This window comes from Polymorphospora sp. NPDC051019, assembly GCF_040683055.1.
In the GTDB taxonomy this organism is placed as follows: domain Bacteria; phylum Actinomycetota; class Actinomycetes; order Mycobacteriales; family Micromonosporaceae; genus Polymorphospora; species Polymorphospora lycopeni.
In genome coordinates this window covers 1-16,293 of record NZ_JBFBCH010000040.1, presented here as the reverse complement: position 1 = coordinate 16,293, position 16,293 = coordinate 1, and the positions used below count along the sequence as shown (strand labels likewise).

General features: G+C 74.4%; 18 protein-coding genes. 8 read left to right on the top strand and 10 right to left on the bottom strand.

Translation table 11 applies throughout. The features are described 5' to 3' along the window. Positions 1 to 63: 63 nt before the first annotated feature. The 7 genes from AB0M79_RS35760 to AB0M79_RS35730 all read left to right on the top strand — a co-directional run bounded on the left by AB0M79_RS35760 (position 64) and on the right by AB0M79_RS35730 (position 6,362). Positions 64 to 780 carry a response regulator transcription factor gene (locus AB0M79_RS35760; protein ID WP_357542132.1) on the top strand — a complete coding sequence of 239 codons (717 nt, stop codon included), beginning with the start codon at positions 64 to 66 and terminating at the stop codon, positions 778 to 780. A gap of 70 nt (positions 781 to 850) precedes the next feature. Beyond that, positions 851 to 1,873 (top strand): hypothetical protein, encoded by a 1,023-nt coding sequence (locus AB0M79_RS35755; protein ID WP_364223088.1) that lies wholly within the window; start codon positions 851 to 853, stop codon positions 1,871 to 1,873. Beyond that, positions 1,870 to 3,084, top strand: coding sequence for a glycosyltransferase (locus AB0M79_RS35750; protein WP_364223085.1), 1,215 nt, complete (start codon positions 1,870 to 1,872; stop codon positions 3,082 to 3,084). The genes AB0M79_RS35755 and AB0M79_RS35750 overlap by 4 nt, the downstream gene beginning before the upstream one ends. 109 nt (positions 3,085 to 3,193) lie before the next feature. Further along, a complete protein-coding gene (locus tag AB0M79_RS35745) occupies positions 3,194 to 3,733 on the top strand; it encodes a hypothetical protein (RefSeq protein WP_364223082.1) in 540 nt (179 codons plus the stop codon). After that, a complete protein-coding gene (locus AB0M79_RS35740) occupies positions 3,726 to 4,811 on the top strand; it encodes a hypothetical protein (RefSeq protein ID WP_364223079.1) in 1,086 nt (361 codons plus the stop codon). The genes AB0M79_RS35745 and AB0M79_RS35740 overlap by 8 nt, the downstream gene beginning before the upstream one ends. A gap of 103 nt (positions 4,812 to 4,914) precedes the next feature. Beyond that, the gene (locus tag AB0M79_RS35735; RefSeq protein WP_364223076.1) at positions 4,915 to 5,691 is read left to right on the top strand and encodes a HAMP domain-containing sensor histidine kinase; all 777 of its coding nucleotides are present in this window, start codon (positions 4,915 to 4,917) and stop codon (positions 5,689 to 5,691) included. Next, entirely contained in the window at positions 5,688 to 6,362 is a 675-nt protein-coding gene (locus AB0M79_RS35730) for a response regulator transcription factor (RefSeq protein WP_364223073.1), read from the top strand. Before AB0M79_RS35735 ends, AB0M79_RS35730 begins: the two co-directional genes overlap by 4 nt. A gap of 90 nt (positions 6,363 to 6,452) precedes the next feature. Here the strand turns inward: AB0M79_RS35730 and AB0M79_RS35725 are convergent, their stop codons facing one another. The 6 genes from AB0M79_RS35725 to AB0M79_RS35700 are packed head-to-tail and all read right to left on the bottom strand — an operon-like array spanning position 6,453 to position 12,435. Continuing rightward, positions 6,453 to 8,030: a hypothetical protein gene (locus tag AB0M79_RS35725; protein WP_364223070.1), complete on the bottom strand. Its 1,578-nt coding sequence runs from the start codon at positions 8,028 to 8,030 to the stop codon at positions 6,453 to 6,455. Positions 8,031 to 8,033: 3 nt separating this feature from the next. Beyond that, positions 8,034 to 8,330 carry a YciI family protein gene (locus AB0M79_RS35720; RefSeq protein WP_364223067.1) on the bottom strand — a complete coding sequence of 99 codons (297 nt, stop codon included), beginning with the start codon at positions 8,328 to 8,330 and terminating at the stop codon, positions 8,034 to 8,036. Further along, the gene (locus AB0M79_RS35715) at positions 8,327 to 9,652 is read right to left on the bottom strand and encodes a hypothetical protein (protein WP_364223064.1); all 1,326 of its coding nucleotides are present in this window, start codon (positions 9,650 to 9,652) and stop codon (positions 8,327 to 8,329) included. The genes AB0M79_RS35720 and AB0M79_RS35715 overlap by 4 nt, the downstream gene beginning before the upstream one ends. A gap of 59 nt (positions 9,653 to 9,711) precedes the next feature. Beyond that, positions 9,712 to 10,533: an SDR family oxidoreductase gene (locus tag AB0M79_RS35710; protein ID WP_364223061.1), complete on the bottom strand. Its 822-nt coding sequence runs from the start codon at positions 10,531 to 10,533 to the stop codon at positions 9,712 to 9,714. Next, positions 10,530 to 11,507, bottom strand: a complete 978-nt coding sequence (locus AB0M79_RS35705; protein WP_364223058.1) for a transketolase C-terminal domain-containing protein — start codon at positions 11,505 to 11,507, stop codon at positions 10,530 to 10,532. Before AB0M79_RS35705 ends, AB0M79_RS35710 begins: the two co-directional genes overlap by 4 nt. After that, positions 11,500 to 12,435 (bottom strand): thiamine pyrophosphate-dependent dehydrogenase E1 component subunit alpha, encoded by a 936-nt coding sequence (locus AB0M79_RS35700; RefSeq protein ID WP_364223054.1) that lies wholly within the window; start codon positions 12,433 to 12,435, stop codon positions 11,500 to 11,502. Before AB0M79_RS35700 ends, AB0M79_RS35705 begins: the two co-directional genes overlap by 8 nt. Before the next feature lie 181 nt (positions 12,436 to 12,616). Here AB0M79_RS35700 and AB0M79_RS35695 point away from each other — a divergent pair, with 181 nt between their 5' ends. After that, a complete protein-coding gene (locus tag AB0M79_RS35695) occupies positions 12,617 to 13,747 on the top strand; it encodes a mandelate racemase/muconate lactonizing enzyme family protein (RefSeq protein WP_364223051.1) in 1,131 nt (376 codons plus the stop codon). Between the two features lie 36 nt (positions 13,748 to 13,783). Here AB0M79_RS35695 and AB0M79_RS35690 read toward each other — a convergent pair whose 3' ends face one another. The 4 genes from AB0M79_RS35690 to AB0M79_RS35675 all read right to left on the bottom strand — a co-directional run. Continuing rightward, complete coding sequence (locus AB0M79_RS35690; RefSeq protein WP_364223048.1) at positions 13,784 to 14,197, bottom strand: hypothetical protein; 414 nt, start codon at positions 14,195 to 14,197, stop codon at positions 13,784 to 13,786. A 439-nt stretch (positions 14,198 to 14,636) separates the two neighbouring features. Beyond that, positions 14,637 to 15,644: an amidohydrolase family protein gene (locus AB0M79_RS35685; RefSeq protein ID WP_364223045.1), complete on the bottom strand. Its 1,008-nt coding sequence runs from the start codon at positions 15,642 to 15,644 to the stop codon at positions 14,637 to 14,639. Next, positions 15,644 to 16,168, bottom strand: coding sequence for a 3-hydroxyanthranilate 3,4-dioxygenase (locus AB0M79_RS35680; protein WP_212818072.1), 525 nt, complete (start codon positions 16,166 to 16,168; stop codon positions 15,644 to 15,646). Before AB0M79_RS35680 ends, AB0M79_RS35685 begins: the two co-directional genes overlap by 1 nt. Continuing rightward, positions 16,165 to 16,293: Rid family hydrolase (locus tag AB0M79_RS35675; RefSeq protein WP_364223125.1), on the bottom strand; the 129-nt coding region annotated here is incomplete at its 5' end. The genes AB0M79_RS35680 and AB0M79_RS35675, both read right to left, overlap by 4 nt.

Below are 16,293 nucleotides of genomic sequence, written 5' to 3'. Positions count from 1 at the left end.
TACATCGATGTCGCTTCGGCGCATTCGCCAGCGGAACGCGCACGAAAGGAGTACGCCATTGACATGGGCGTCATTCCTGTGCACGTCTCCACCGACCTGCCGCGGATGCGGCGGGCGGCCCCGGATGTCGGCGACATCTCCGTCCTGCTCGCCGACGACCACGCGCTGTTCGCCGAGGCGCTGCAGACCCGGCTGTCCCGCGAGCCGGACCTGCGTCCGGTCCGGGTCGCGTACAACGCGGAGCAGGTGCGGGCCCGGATCTCCCGGGACCACCCGGCCGTACTCGTGCTCGACATGGCCTTCAGCAACGACAGCGCGGTCGCGCTGGCCGGCTTCGCCCGGGAAGCCTCCCCGACCACCCGGGTCGTGATGCTGACCGGCGTCGACGCGCCGAACTCGGTGGTGTCGGCGCTGCAGGGCGGCGTACGCGCCTGGCTGCCCAAGACCGTCAAGCCCGAGCAGCTCGTCCGGGCCATCCGGGGGGTCACCCGCGGCGAGGCGTGGGTGCCGCCGGACGTGCTCGGCCAGGTGCTCAACACCCTGGTCGGTCTCGAACCGCAGCAGGCCGACCCGCTGGCCGTGCTGACCCCGCGCGAGCGCGAGGTGCTGCAGGCCATGGTCGACGGGTTCAGCCGCGTGCAGATCGCCGCCCGGCTGCACCTGTCCACCAACACCGTGCGTACCCACACCCAGAACATGCTCTCCAAGCTCGGCGTGCACTCGACGCTGGAGTCGGTCGCCCTGGCGCTGCGCAGCGGCATGCGGGCCACCGACCACTGAATCCCGCCAGCACCGCCCGCCGACCGGACCGCGCCGGCCGGCCGTCCCCCCACCGGAAGGGAATCCATCGATGCTGTTCAGATCGGGTGGCGAGATCGTCGGGGTCGAACCCGGGCCGGCGTGGGTACGCCGGCTCGTCGGCCGTACCGTCGGCCTGGTGGCCCCGCCCGGCCCGGCCGCGCCCACGGTACGGCTGCGGGTGCAGCCGAACCGGTCGGCCTTCGACGTCCGCGGCCTGCGCCGGGTCGGCGACGACGCGTGGTCCGACGGCGAGCGGACCGTCCTGCGCGACGCCGCCGGCTCCGGCTTCGACCTGACCGTGGTGGCCGGCGACGAACTCGAGGTCGTCGCCCGCTACCGGCCCCGGCCGGCGGCCCGGCTGGCCAACCGGCTGTACGGCGACGCCGCGCGCCGGCTCGCCGCCGCCGTCCTGCTCGACTACCCCGTGCTGTGGCGGGCCGGCTGGCGCGGGCGGGTGCCGCTGCTCGCCACCGTCGTACGCGGTCCGGCCGGCACGCCGATGCTGGTCGGCGCCGGCGAGCTGGGCCGGTCCCGGATCGTCGCGACCGCGCTGACCACCGGACCGGTCACCTCCCCCGAACTGTGCGTCGCCGACGACGAGCGCTGCTTCGGCCTGGCCGAAGCGCACCCAACCGCCGGGGCCGGCGCCGGCCTGGACGACGGATCCGCCGGCCGGTGGCTGCCGGACCGGCGGCCGGCGACCGCGCTGCGGGTCGCCGAACTGGCCCCCGACCGGGTCGTGGTGGTCGAGGAGGCGCTGTGGACCACGATCGAGGAGGCCAAGGCCGACGAGGCGGCCCGGGCGCTGGTCGCCACCACCTACGCCGCCCCGCGCCTCGCCGGCTACTGGGGATTCGCCGCCACGCTGGCGTCGGCGACCGGACGTGGGCCGGCCCAGCCGCCCGTCGCCGACATCGCGCAGGCGCACGCCCAGCGGCTGCCCTGCCTGCGGATCGGCCTGCGCCGCGGCGGCCGGATGTCGATGTCGGAACTGTGTGCCGCCGGCACCGCCGCCCGGTCCGGGCTGCCCCGGGCCGCCGGAGCCGGTGTGCCGGCCGGGGCGGGCCGGTGACGCGGTGCCGGCTGCGGGTCGCCCTGATGATCACCCGGCTGGCCGACGGGGCCGGCGGGGTCACCCTGCGCGGTGCGCTCGCGCTCGACCCCGCCCGCTACGAGATCACCCTCGTCGCCGGCGGTCGCACGCCCGGTGACGACCCGGGCGGTGACGACGTCCTGTTCGGAGCCGAGGCGGTCAAGGAGGTGCCGCCCGGCGACCTGCTGGGGCAGGCGTACACGGCGGGTTTCGACGTGGCCCGGGTGCCGGCCCTGGTGCCCGGGGTCGCGCCGCGCGCCGACCGGACGGCGCTGGCGGCGCTGACCCGGATCATCACCGACGGCGGCTACGACGTCGTACACACGCACACCGCGAAGGCGGGCGCGCTCGGCCGGGCCGCCGCCGACCGGGCCGGCACGCCCCGTGTCGTGCACACCTTCCACGGCCTGCCGTTCCACCCGTTCCAGGCCGGCTGGCGCCGACGGGCGCACCTGGCCGCCGAACGCTGGCTGGCCCGGCGTACGCACGCGTTCCTCGCGGTCGGCCCGGCGGTCGCCGCCTCGGCGATCCGGCACGGGGTGGCCGCACCGGACCGGATCCGCACCATCATGCCCGCCGTGGAACCGGTGTGGCGGGCGCCCGGCAGCACCGCCCGGGGGCTGGCCCGGCTCGCGCTCGGCGTACCGCCCGGCGTCCGGGTCGTCGGCACCGTCGGGCGGGTCGGCAGGCAGAAGGCACCCGACGACTGGATCGACGCGCTGGCCGCGCTCGGCGGCGACGACGTGTGGGGGGTGTGGGTCGGCGACGGGCCGGGCCGCGGGCGGCTGCTCGACCGGGCGCGGGCCCGCGGGGTCGCCGCGCGCTTCCGCCTGCTCGGGCACCGCGACGACGTCGCCGACCTGCTGCCCGCCTTCGACGTCTTCGCCCTCGCCAGCCGGCACGAGGGGCTGCCGTGCACGGTCATCGAGGCGATCGGGGCCGGGCTGCCGGTCGCGGCGACCGCCGTGGACGCCGTACCCGACGTGGTCGTGCCGGGCGAGACCGGCCTGCTGGTGCCGCCGGGGCGGCCCCGGGAACTGGCCCGCGCGGTCCGGCACCTGCTCGACCGGCCGGCGGAGGCGGCGCGGATGGCGATCCGGGCCCGGGAGCGGATCGGCGACCGGTTCACGCCGCGGGCGCTGGGGCGGGTGCTGGACCACACGTACCGGGACGGGCGGCCGTGGCGGTGACCGGCGGGTGGGCCGGGTGACGGGATGGGGATTCGAGTGACGGTGACGGGCTCGGTGGGCTCCGAGTGACGGCGATGGGCTCCGACTGATGGCGATGGGAGATGTCCGGGTGAGGTACTGCGACCAGCGGTGGCGGCTGTTGCTGCCGCCGGGGACCGTGGTGGTCGACGCCGGCCGGCGCGACCTGGCACTGCGCGAACTGCGGGAACTGCCGCCCGGTACGCCGGTGGCGTTGCTGGGCCGGCGGCTGCGGCCGCTCGCCCGGCGGGCCGGGGTACGGCCACAGGTCGAGTACGTGGCGCTGCCGTCGCTGGCCGCCCCGCTGGCGGTGACGCAGGTGACGGTGCCGGCGCTGCGCTGGACGGCGCGGATGCTGACCGTGCCGAGCGGGGTGACGCTGTGGCACGCCCCGATGTGGGCGGCCGTACGGCTGGTCCGCGCCGCACCCGGCCTGCTGCGGTTCGCCCCGACCGGTGACCGCCTCCTGGTAGGCGCAACCCATACCCCCACGCGTCCCGCGCGTCCCGCCGGCCTCGTTGATCAAGGGGATGTACCGGACAAACCAGGTCGTGATCATGGCAACAACTCCTTGATCAACGAGAAGGGCGGCAGGAAGAGCGGCAAGACGGGGGGTGGGCGTCGTGACTGAACTGGCGCGGCATCCGGAGCCGCGGTTACTGGGCGGGATGGAGCTGTCGCGGCTGCTGGACCGGCCCGGGGTGTCGGTGGTGCTGACCGGCGGCCGGTCGGCGGACTCCGACGCGGTGTTCGTGATCCACGACAGGATCGGCCCGGACCTGGTGCTGCGGGCGCCGACCACGGCGGCGGCCCAGGACGGCATCCAGCGGGAGGGCCGGCTGCTCGCCGCGCTGCGCGACCGCCCGCTGGGCCGGGTCGCCGGCAGCGTGCCGGAGGCGGTGGGTTTCCTGCCGGTGGACGGGCGGCCGGCGCTGCTGACGACGGCGGTGCCGGGTACGCCGATGGCCGCCGGCTTCCACGGCTGGCGGCACACGGCCCGACCCAGGGCGGTACGCGCCGACTTCGCCGCCGCCAAGGAGTGGCTGGCCGACCTGCGGGAGGCGACGGCGGGGCGGCCGGCTCCGGTGACCCTGCTGTGGGACGCGCTGGACGAGTGCGAGGACCGGTTCCCGGCGCTGGGCCGACGGCTGCGTGACCGGCTCGGCCCGACGGCCGACCGGCTGGCCGGGCACCGTACGCCACGCACGGTGGTGCACGGCGAGTTCTGGTTCGGCAACCTGCTGCTGACCGACGGGCGGGTCACCGGCGTGGTCGAGTGGAAGGCGGCGGAACTCTCCGGCGAGCCGCTGCGGGACGTGGCCCGGTTCGCGGTCAGCTACGCACTGTGCCTGGACCGGCACGTCCGGCCGGGCCGGCGGGTGCCGGGCCATCCGGGGCTGGTCGCCGACCGGTGGGGGGCCGGGCTGGCGTACGCCTTCGCCGGCGGCGGCTGGTTCGCGGACCTGGTGCGCGACTACCTCGGCGACGCCCTGCACCGGCTGCGCCTGCCGCCGGAGCTGTGGCGTGACGTGCTGGTCGCGGGGGTGGCGGACGTGGCGGCGACGACGGCCGACTTCGACTCGGCCCGTGACCACTGGACCCTGCTGTCGCGGATCACCCGCGACAGCGGGCCGGCCGCGCCCGCACCCCGGGGACCGGAGCGCGCCGCGGGGGCGCGTCCGGCGGCGCCGGGCGCCGGCCGTACGTAGCCGGGATACGACGAATGACGGACAAGGTCGCCGCTTTGGGTAGTCGCAGCATCACCGCTTGTAGCGTTACGTCTGGTAACGAACCACACCGAGAGGGTCAACCGTGGACCAGGAGAGGACGCCGGCGGGTGGCGGCCGACCGGACGGCGAGGTGACCGGCGGCACGACGGGCCGGCCGGAGGCGGCCGGACCGGCCGCCGGCCGGGTGCCGGCACCGCGCGCGGCCGCGGCACGACGGCGGGCCGCGGCGGCGGACGCCGGGCGCCGGCAGCTCAGCCACGACATCCACCACCAGATCGGCACGATCTCGCTGCTCGCCACGCTGCTCGGCGAGGCCGCCGACGTCGGCCCGCACAGCCGGGCCCGGGCCGGGCTGATCCTGCGCGAGGTCGAGCGCCTCGACCGGCTGCAACGCGCCTACGACGACTGCCCGCCGGCCGAGGGGCCGACCGCACCGGTGCGGCTGGACCTCGTCGCCGCCGAGGTGGTCGAGGCGATCGCCCCGGCCACCACGACCCGGGTACGGGTGCGGGCGCGGGAGCTGTCGGCGTACGCCGACCGGCTGGCGTACTGGCGGGTGCTGCGCAACGTGGTGCAGAACGCCGTACGGGCCGCCGGGCCGCGCGGCCTGGTCGAGGTGACCCTGGCGGTCGAGGACGGCTGGGCGGTGACCCGGGTCGACGACGACGGCCCCGGCCTCAACGCGGCGGCCGCCCGCACCGGCGGGCTGGGCCTGTCGATCGTGCGGGACCTGACCGCCGGCTGGGGCGGCGGCGTACGGATCGAATCCGGCCCGCTCGGCGGCGGCCGGGTCGTGCTGCTCACCCCGGTCCACGCGGCGGCCACCCGGGAGAACAACCGGGAAGGGGCGGTCCGATGATCCGGGTACTGGTCTGCGACGACCACACCGTGTTCGCCGAGTCGCTCGCCGAACTGCTGACCGCCGCCCGGATGCGGATCACGGCGGTCACCGGGCACCCCGACCGCGCGCTGGCCGTGCTGCGCCGGGAGGCGGTCGACATCTGCCTGCTCGACGTGACGTTCGGCCGCGAGTCGGTGCTGCCCCGGCTGGCCGAGTTCCGCCGGGTCGCCCCCGGCGCCCGGATCGTGCTGCTGACCGGGCGGGTCGACGCCGACCTGCTCGCCGCCGCCCGGGAGGCGCAGGTGCGCGGCGTCGCCGACAAGCGCCAGCCGGCCCGGGAGATCACCGCCCTGCTGCACCGGGTGTACAACGGCGAGACGGTCTTTCCCGCGGAGCCGACGCCGGTGCCGGTGCCCCGGGCGGCCAACCACGACCGGGCGCAGGAGGCCCGGCGGATGGCGGCGTTCCTGACCCCGCGCGAGCGGCAGACGCTGCGGGCGCTGGTCGGCGGGCACGACACCCGCAAGCTGGCCCGCACGCTCGGGGTGGCGCCGGCGACGGCCCGCTGCCACATCCAGCAGGTGCTGACCAAGATGGGCGCGCACTCGCGCCTGGAGGCGGCGACGACGGCGGTCCGGTTCGGCCTGGTCAGCCCGGAGACCGGCGACTGGCTCCTCCCCCGCTGCTGAGCCCGCCCCGCCCATCCCGCGATCTTGCGGTTGTCTCCTCCATTCGTCCCTTGTGGGAGGCGACAAGTGCAAGATCGCGGGGAGAGACCGTCAGCGGTACGGGGTCAGGGCGTGGGCGAAGCGGGCGGTGCGTTCGGCGAGCCAGAGCCAGCGGCGCTGCACCTCGCCGGTCGTCGACGCCACCACGTCCAGCGCCTCCCCGCGTACCCGGGAAAGGTCCCCGGCCGTGGCGGTCGGGTCGTCGAGCAGGGCCGCCCCGGCCCGGAACGCCTCGGCCTGGTCGGCGCCGCCGAGCCGGGGCACGACCTCGGCCCACCAGAAGTCGTCCCAGGCCAGGTCGGGGTTCCAGGTGAACCGGGCGTACGCCAGGTAGCTGATCTCGTTCGTCGGGTGGTAGGCGGACGGCTCGGCGAAGATGGTCAGCCCGCGCATCCCGGCCGCGCCACCGCGGGCGGCCATGTCGGCGTACATGTCGGCGACCAGCGAGTGCCGCTGCCGGTTCCACTGCGAGCCGCCGTGGGTGCGCAGCACATTGGTGGTGTGCGGCAGCGCGGCGACGTGCCCGGCGGTGAGCCGGTCGCGGTGGTCGTACCAGAAGCCGCGGTTGACGCAGTACTGGTAGGCGACGTCGTCGGGCAGGTCGGCCAGCGGCTTCTGGGCGTCGAGGTCGAAGATGTTGTCCCAGTAGACCTCGACCAGGTGCCGCAGCGGCACCCCGGCCGGCCCGGTCCGCCGGGCGGTCTCCAGCAGCGTCGGGTAGACCGCCCGCATCGCCTCGTACGACCACGAGGTGCGCTCGCCGCCGGTGCGGGCGGCGCACCGCTCACAGGCGCAGCTGCCGTAGTCGCCGGTCTCGAAGTTGATCCCGCCGACCGGCAGCGTGTCGAGCAGCCAGTCGATGGCGTCGCGGTGCCAGGCCAGGTTGTCCGGGTGCGACGGGCAGGCGGCCATCATGTATTCGCTGGCCGGGAAGTGCAGGTCGCCGAACTCGTCGATGTCGAAGCCGACCTTCGGCGGCAGGACGGCCGACAGTTCGGGACGCCGCCGCAGGTGGGTGGCGAGGTTGAACCGGTGCCGGCCGTCGAAGTAGATGCCGCCGTACGCGTTGACGCCGATCCCGGCGATGATCCGCACCCCGCGCGCGTTGGCGTATTCGCACAGGGCGCGGGCGGCGTCGACGCCGCCGTGCGCGTCGCGCAGCAGCCCGTAGACGACGATGCCGCCGATCCGTTCCCGGCTGCAGAAGTCGACCAGCCGGCGGTAGTCCTCGCCGAACGCGTCGGCGCCCTTGCCGTACGGGTTCAGCGCCCCGATCTCCTGCTGGCCGAGCTGCCGCTCGTCCCAGTTGGTCGAGTGGTCCCAGGTCCACAGGGTGCGCAGCGGCAGCCCCGGCCCGTCGGCGTGGACGCCGACCGGCAGCCCGGCCGGGGTGATCCGGGCGGCGAGTTCGCGGGCGGCGTGGACCAGGCCGGCGAACGGGTCACCGGTCAGCACGACGTCGCCGCTCTCCGGTACGTCGATCCGGAAGGCCCCCTCGGCCAGCACCGGGTCGGCGACGAACCGTACCGTCAGCGGGTCGGGACCCGCGGCGCGCAGCAACTCCGCCGCGTACGGGGCATGCTCGCCGCCGGAAACCTCTACGCCCTGGACGGGCCGGACTCTCGTCACCTGTTACCTCCCGATGGTGTCCACGGTCGCCGCCAGGTACGGCACGACCTCGATCGACGTCCACACGCCGTGCGCCCGGTAGGGGTCGCGGGAAAGGACCGCGCGGGCCGCCGCCTCGTCGGGTGCGCGCAGCACCAGCACCGACGCGGACAGGTCGGCCAGCGCCCCGGCGACGAGCGCGGTGCCGTCGGCGAGCAGTTCCCGCACGTACGCCAGGTGGGCCGCCCGGTGCGGCTCGCGCCGGGTCGCCGCGTCGGCGGCGAACGTCGCGGTGGCCAGGAAGCACGGGTCGAACCTCACGACGCGTCGCCGTCCAGGGCGCTGACCAGCCGCTGCAGCTGCACCTTGTAGACGGTCTGCGGGCGGCCGGCGCCGGTGCTGACGTGCACGCCGGCCTCCTCGGCGAAGCCGGCGGCGCGCAGCGCGTTGAGCAGCCGGCGGGCGGAGCGGGCCTCCACCCCGTACGCGTCGGCGAGGCCGCGGGCGGTCACCTGGGCGGGGTCCATCTGGTGCAGGGCGTCGAGCAGCCGCCGCGTCGACAGTGGACCGAGGCCGAGCTGTTCGGAGACGCGCAGCACGCCGGGCGCGGTCTCCCGCAGCCGGCGCGGTACGGCGGCGTCACCGGACGAGTACACCTCGCCGTCGGGGAAGACGACCTGGACGTGCCCGTCCTGGCGGCCGAGGGCGAGGGCCTTGCGGGCGTTGTCCTCGGCGGCGGCGATGGTGGTGCCGGCGCCGAAGCCGACGGTGTGCGGCAGGTCGACGTTGCGCAGGGCGAGCAGCGAGGCGTGCCCGGCCCGCTGGCGGGCGATGGCGCCCTCGATGGTGCCGCGGGTGGTGGTGATGACGAAGGTGCTGTCGTCGACGGTGGTGAGCCGGCCGCGCATCCGCTGGGCGTGTTCGAGCAGTGCCTCGCGCAGCCGCAGCCGCTGCCGCTCGACCTGGTAGGGGTCGCGCTGCCGGCCGGGCGGCGCGGACACCTCGATCATCATGACGGCGATCTGGGTGGCCCTGGACTGGCGTACCTCGGCGGCCAGCCAGGCCCGGCGCAGCGCGTCGCGGACCGCGGCCCGGGTGTGCTCGACGCGCCAGACCGGCACCCCGGCGGCGGCCAGTTCCCGGTGCACGGCGCCGAGGCAGGTCAGGCACGCCTGCACGGCGCCGGACTCGTAGCGTTCCCGGTGGTAGGCGGTGATCTCGTCGAGGCCGGAGAAGAGCAGCCCGTTGGCGTCGGCGATCGGCCGGATCTCGGTCGGCGGCTCGACGTCGATGTCGTGGAACGTCTCCCGTACGGTCGCCGCCTCGATCGTGTCGACGCTGACCCGGGGCAGCCGGCCGGCCCCGGCGATGAGCATCCGGGACAGGGTGCGGTAGAGGTCGATGCCGCCGTGCGGGACGAAGTCGATCTCGGCGCGCAGGTTCCCCTTGGCGGCCGCGAACGCGTACGGGATCCGGCCGGTGAACAGCAGCACCTGGCACAGGTCGTCGAGTTCGCGGGCCAGCTCCGGGGCCTGCTCGGGGTCGGTGTAGGCGCGGGCGGTCACCTCGCCGGCGCGCCCCTCCGCCTCGGCGACCGCCAGCACGAGTCGAATCGAGTCCTCCGGACCGATTATCCCGATCAAGGTCCCTGCCCTTCCGTCGTACGCCTGTTCCGGGGCCGCCGCGACACGGCCGCCCCGGCTCAGCTCGTGTAGACCGTGCCGTCGAGCGCGTCGGCCGCCGGCGCGGCGAGCAGCGTGAGCACCGCGGCGACGTCCTCGGGACGGCCCAGCCCGGCCCGGACCCGCGCCACCCCCGCCGCGTCGGCGCCGTTGCGCGCCGCCTCGTCGAGTGACCGGCGCATCAGCGGGGTGTCGATGTCGCCCGGACACAGGGTGTGCACCCGGATGCCGCGTGGCCGCAACTGCCGGGCGAGGGTCAGGGCCAGGCCGTGCAGCCCTCCCTTGCTCGCGCCGTAGGGTACCGACCCGGATCCGGTCACGATGCCCGCCTTCGATGCCACGAAGACCAGTACGCCGCCGCCGGCCGCCTCGAGGTGCCCGGTGGCGTGCTTGGCCACCAGGAACGGGCCGGTGAGGTTGGCGGCGATGACCCGCGCCCACAGGTCGGCGGTCACCTCGCGTACGTCGAGCCCCTGGCCGCGCATGATCCCGGCGACGTGCAGCACGGTGTCGATTCCGCGCAGGTCGGCGGCGGCCCGGTCCAGGGTGGCCGCGACCGCCGCCTCGTCGGTGATGTCGAGTTGGTACCCGTACGCCCCCGGGCCGGCCTGCGCGGCGGCGGCGCGGGCGCCGTCGCCGTCGAGGTCGAGGACCGCGACGGCGGCGCCGGCGGCCGCGGCCGCGCGGGTGGTGGCGAGACCGATCCCGGACGCGCCGCCGACGACCACGACCCGCCGCCCGGCGAGCAGCCCGGCGCCGTTCCCGGCCGTCCCCCGGCCGGGTCCGGCGTCGGCGGCGTTCGGGTCGCCGCCGGCCGGGCCGGGTCCGGTCGCGGTGGTCACGCCAGGGTCCGGCGGACCGCGTCGACCACGGCCGCCGCCTCCGGCACCACCGCGGCCTGCAGCGACGGCGCGGCCGGCATCGGTACGTCCGGAGCCGCGACCCGGCGCACCGGGGCCCGCAGGTCGGCGAAGCACTCGTCGGCGGCGCGGGCGGCGATCTCGGCGCCGAAGCCGCCGGTCAGGTTCGCCTCGTGCGCCACGACGAGCCGGCCGGTGCGGCCGACCGACGCGGCGACGGTGTCGAAGTCGAGCGGGTTGAGCCAGCGCAGGTCGACGACCTCGACCTCGATCCCCTCGGCGGCGAGCTGGTTCGCCGCCTCGACGGCGACCGGGACCAGCCGCGACCAGGCGACCACGGTCGCGTCGGTGCCGGGGCGGACCACCCTCGCGCCGCCGACCGGCTCGACCGGCGCGTCGAGGCGGACCTCGCCCCGGGTCGGGTAGAGCATCCGGGCCTCGGCGACCACCACCGGGTCGTCGCTGGTCACGGCGGTACGCAACATCTGGTACGCGTCGTCGGCCGTCGCCGGCAGCGCGACCCGCAGTCCCGGGGTGTGCGCGAGGTACGCCTCGATCGACTGCGAGTGCTGGGCGCAGGCGCCCGGCGAGTAGCCCTGCTGCATCCGGATCACCAGCGGCGCGGTCCACCGGCCGCCACTGGAGTAGCGGGTGTTGGCGATCTGGTTGACGATCTGGTCCATCGCGACGAACGCGAAGTCGGCGTACATGATCTCGGCGATCGGCCGCAGGCCGGTCATGGCGCTGCCGAGCGCCATGCCGAGGAACCCGGTCTCGGAGATCGGGGTGTCGAAGATGCGGCGGTCGCCGAACCGCTTGTGCAGCCCCTTGGTGGCGCCGAACGGCCCGCCGGGCAGGGCGACGTCCTCACCGAAGTAGACGGTGTCGTCGCGGCTGTCGAGCGCCCAGGCCAGGGCGTGGTTGACGGCCTGGATGTAGCGCAGCGACTCAGGCATAGAGGTGCTCCTTCACGGTCGCCGGGTCGGGGAAGGCGATGGCGCGGGCGGCGGCGACGGCGGCCTCGACCTCGGCGGCCACCTCGGCGTCGATGGCGTCGAGCGTGGCGGTCAGCGCGGCGTCGGCGGCGTTACGGATCCGGACCAACGGCTCCCGGGTACGGGCATCGGCGATCTCGCCGGCCGGCCGGTAGTGCTGGGCGTCGCCGCTGTAGTGGCCGACCAGCCGCTCGGTCATCGCCTCCACGATGGAGGGTCCGTCGCCGGCGCGGGCCCGCTCGACGGCGGTCGCCACGGCGGCGGCCACCGCGTCCGGGTCGTTGCCGTCGACGACGGTGCCCGGGATGCCGTAGCCGGCGGCCCGCTCGGCCAGCTGCTTGACCCGGACCATGTCGTCGATGCGGGACATCTCCGAGTAGACGTTGTTCTCCACGACCAGGATCAGCGGCAGGTCGAGTACGGCGGCGAGGTTGAGCGCCTCGTGCACGTTGCCCTGGTTCATCGCACCGTCACCGATGGACGCCACCGACACGTCACCGGTGCCCTGGTGGCGGGCGGTCAGCGCGGCCCCGGCCGCGACCGGCACACCGGCGCCGACGATCGAGTTCTCGCCGACGAAGCGCCGGGAGACGTCCGACAGGTACGGCGACGCGGCACGGCCGCCGCACAGCGCGGAGTCGCGTCCCATGATCTCGGCGAACAGGGCGGCCATGTCGACGCCGCGGGCCAGCGCCCAGCCGTGGCCGCGGTAGGTCGCCGACACGTAGTCGCCGTCGCGCAGGACCCGGGCGGCCCCGACCGGGATCGCCTCCTGGCCGTTGCACAGGTGGATCGAGCCCGGAACCTCGCCCTCGTCCTTGAGCGTCATCAGCCGCTCCTCGAACCGGCGGATCCGCGCCATCGACCGGTAGTCGTCCGCCAGACCCATCACACCCCCTGGGATCGTATGAGCCGTAATGCGGCTCGTTCGTTGGGGAGCCTAGACCACGCCGCGAAGCTATGGAAGAGTGCAGGTGCAAGGTTGTGGCCGTTATTGGACTTAAATTGCCGGCCACGGTGCGGGCGCTCTCCCGGGCGCCGCGCCGGCCCCGGCGGCACAGGGAGCGATGATGCGGATCACCGAGGTCGAGTCGGTCGTACTGGGCGACGCCCACTTCGTCACCGTGCACACCGACACCGGACTCGTCGGCGTCGGCCAGTCCGCCTGCTGGGGCTACCCGACCGCCGTACACGCCGTCGTCGAGACGTTCCGGCCACACCTTGTCGGCGCCGACCCGGCCCGCATCGAACACCACTGGCAGCACCTCTACCGGATGGGCCCGTTCCGCGGCGCGGTGCTCGGCGGCGCCGTCTCCGCCATCGACATCGCCCTGTGGGACATCAAGGGCAAAGCCCTCGGCGTACCCGTCTGGGATCTGCTGGGTGGCCGCTACCGCGACAAGGTACGGCTGCACCTGCTGCTGCCCGGCACCGGCGCCGAAACCCTCGCCGCCCAGGCCACAGCGGCTGTCGCCGACGGCTTCACCGCCGTCAAGTTCGACCCGCTGCCGGCCGACCACGGCGACCTGTCACAGGCCCGGCTCGTCGCCGAAACGGTGAAGACCACCGCCGCCGTACGCGACACCGTCGGCCCGGACGTCGACATCCTCATCGAACTCCACCGCAAGCTCACCCCGCTCCAGGCGGCGGCCGTCATCCCCGCCCTGGCCCCGCACCACCCGCTGATGGTCGAGGACGCCATCCAGATCGACAGCGTCAGCAGCCAGGCCGAGGTGGCCCGACGCGCCCTCGGGGTGCCGAGCGCCAACGGGGAACGGCTGCACACCATCTGGGAGTTCAAGGAACTGCTCGCCCAGGGCGGCGCCCAGTACGTACGCCCCGACGTCGGGCTCGCCGGCGGGCTCAGCCACGGCCGGAAGATCGCCGCGCTGGCCGAGGCGCATCATGCGGCGGTGGTGACGCACAACTGCCTCGGGCCGCTGCTGACCATGGCGTCGGTGCACCTCGACGTGGCGATCCCGAACTTCGTCACCCAGGAGTACTCGCCGCTCGACGACGAGCTTGTCGAGGGGCCGGCGCGAGCCTGCGTACGCCGCGAGGGTGGTTACCTGCCGGTGCCAGAGGAACCGGGACTCGGGGTGACCCTGGCTCTGGCCGGCGCGCAGCCACAGGACCTGACCGGCCGGCCACTGACCCGCATCCCGATGCGGGCGGACGGCTCCATCGCGTACGCCGTCTGACGGGCCATCTCGGCAGCCCGGACGGGCGGCCTCCGGTCAACGCAGGATTCTGGAGACGACCTCGTCCACCGGCTGGACCTTGGGGAACGACCCCACACCGGGCTCGCCGGTCTCCTCGACGTCGATCATCCATTCCTCGTGTTCGACCTTTTTCCAGGTGGACCCGCGCTCGATCCGGAACCCGAGCTGCTTGATCGCCCAGGTGACACGCCTGTCGGTCGGCTCGGTGACCTCGCGGTTGGTGAACCGGTAGCCGTACTCCGAGACCCACTCGTCGCCCACGTAGCAGTCGATACGGACCTGTGGCCGTTTGTTCCTACCGATGAACGCGAATCCCGCCGTATAGGTGTACGGCTCCTTGGCCCCACCGAGGTCCCAGTCCTCGTCGTCGTGCCGGGGCGGGGCCGTCGGGGCCGGCTGGACCGGCGGCTTCGCTCGCTGCACGGGCACGGGCACGGCCGTCCGTGGTGGCGGCGCACCGACCGGGGCTCCCAGCAGGTGCCCGTGCGGACCGAGCCGCTGACGGATGGCCGAGGTCAAGCCGTCCGGTCCCGTTTCGTCGTTCCTGATCCACCAGTTCGCGTCGGTGAGTCCGAGGAGGACCAGTCTGAGCTCGCGGGGCATGGCCGCGGCCCGCTGGTGGCGCCGGAGCCACGCCGATCGGAGATCGTTCGCCCGCCGGATCTGATCGGGGGTCCCACGGGCTATCGCCGGCAGGTCGGCCATCTCGTCGCTCCTCGCGCCGGACATGTGCCTCGTCGTCGATCACCCTACTACGCGGTGAGTCCGCATAGGACAGTTCCACTGGCACCGGGCCGGGTCCGGGCCCCTCTCGGACCCGGCCCGTGGGTTCGGCTCCGGACAGCAGGACCGGCCGGGGCGCGGACGACTAGGGGCGGTGGCCGAGGAAGCGCAACGCGTTGCCGGAGAGGATGGCGTCGCGCTGGTCGGAGGTCAGGAAGTCGGACCTGCGGACCACGTCACCGACCGGCCGCTCCCCCAGCGGGTACGGGTAGTCGCTGCCGAGCACCACCTGGCTGGCGCCGAGCGTGTCGACGAGCAGCCGCAGTGCGGCCGGCTCGAACACCACGCTGTCGACCAGGAAGCGGTTCACGTAGTGGCTCGGCGGGTGTTCGGACTTTCCGCGTACGAGGTCGCCGCGGCGGTGCCAGGCGTTGTCGGCGCGACCGAGCCAGAACGGGAAGCTGCCGCCGCCGTGGGCGAAGCACAGTTTCAGGGTGTCCGGCACCCGGTCGAAGACGCCGCCGAGGATGAGCGCGAGGACCGACAGGTGGGTTTCGGCGGGCATGCCGGTCAGCCAGCGGGCCATCCACCGGTCGAGGCGGGGGCCGCCGGGCATGTCCCAGGGGTGCACGAACACCGGGGCGCCGACCGAGGCGCAGTGTTGGAGGAAGGTGACGACGCCCTCGTCGTCGAGGTCGCGGTCACCGACGTGGTTGCCGATCTCGACGCCGGCGTGGCCGGCGGCGAGGCAGCGGTCGACCTCCGCGCAGGCGGCGTCCGGGTCCTGGAGCGGCACCTGGCAGAACGGCACCAGCCGGCCGCCGCCGGACGAGGTGAGTTCGAGGGTCAGGTCGTTGAAGATCCGGGCGACCTTGGCGGCCTGATCGGCCGGCCGCTCGTACGAGAAGAAGACCGGTGTCGGCGACACCACCTGCACGTCGACCCCGTCGGTGTCCATGTCGGACAGTCGAGTCGGGGCGTCCCAGGCCGGCGGGCCGACCGGCCGGAACTCCGTCTCCCCCACCATGATCATGGCGGCGCGTTCGGAGTCGATCCGCAGCCAGGGCCAGCCGGAGCCGCCGCACGCGGCGGACAGGTCCGGCCAGCCCTTCGGCACCAGGTGGGAGTGCAGGTCGACGACGGGGCCGGCCATCAGCCCTTGCCCGGGTGCAACGCGCCGCACCGGTCGCAGGTCCGGGCCTTCTCGTCGGCGTAGAACGCCTGGAAGACCGGCGGCAGGTCGGCGACGATGTCACGTACCTGGAGCTCCACGTCGTGGACCTTGTTGCCGCAGTCGAGGCAGTACCACTGGAAGCGCTCCAGCGTGCCCTCCTCGCGGACCCGCTCGATGACGACGCCGATCGAGCCGGCCTCGGGCCGCTGCGGCGAGTGCGGGACGTTGCCCGGCAGCACCCACATCTGGCCCTCGCGGATGTGCACCGTACGCGGCCCGTCCTCGGTCATCAGATTCACGTGCATGTTGCCCTTGACCTGGTAGAAGAACTCCTCGTACGGGTCGACGTGGAAGTCGGTGCGCTGGTTGGGGCCGCCGACGACCTGCACGATGAAGTCGGCGCCGGTGGGGAACATCTGCTTGTTGTTGACCGGCGGCTTCAGCAGGTGCTGATTCTCGTCGATCCAGCCGGGAAAGCTCACCGGCTCGGCGATCTCGGTCATGCGCGGGCTCCTTCCGGAAGTACGGCCACTGCCTGGATCTCGATGAGCAGGTGCGGGTGCGGGAGTTGGTGTACGGCGACGGTGGTGCGGGTGGGTCCGGTCTCGTCGAAGTATTCGGCGTAGAC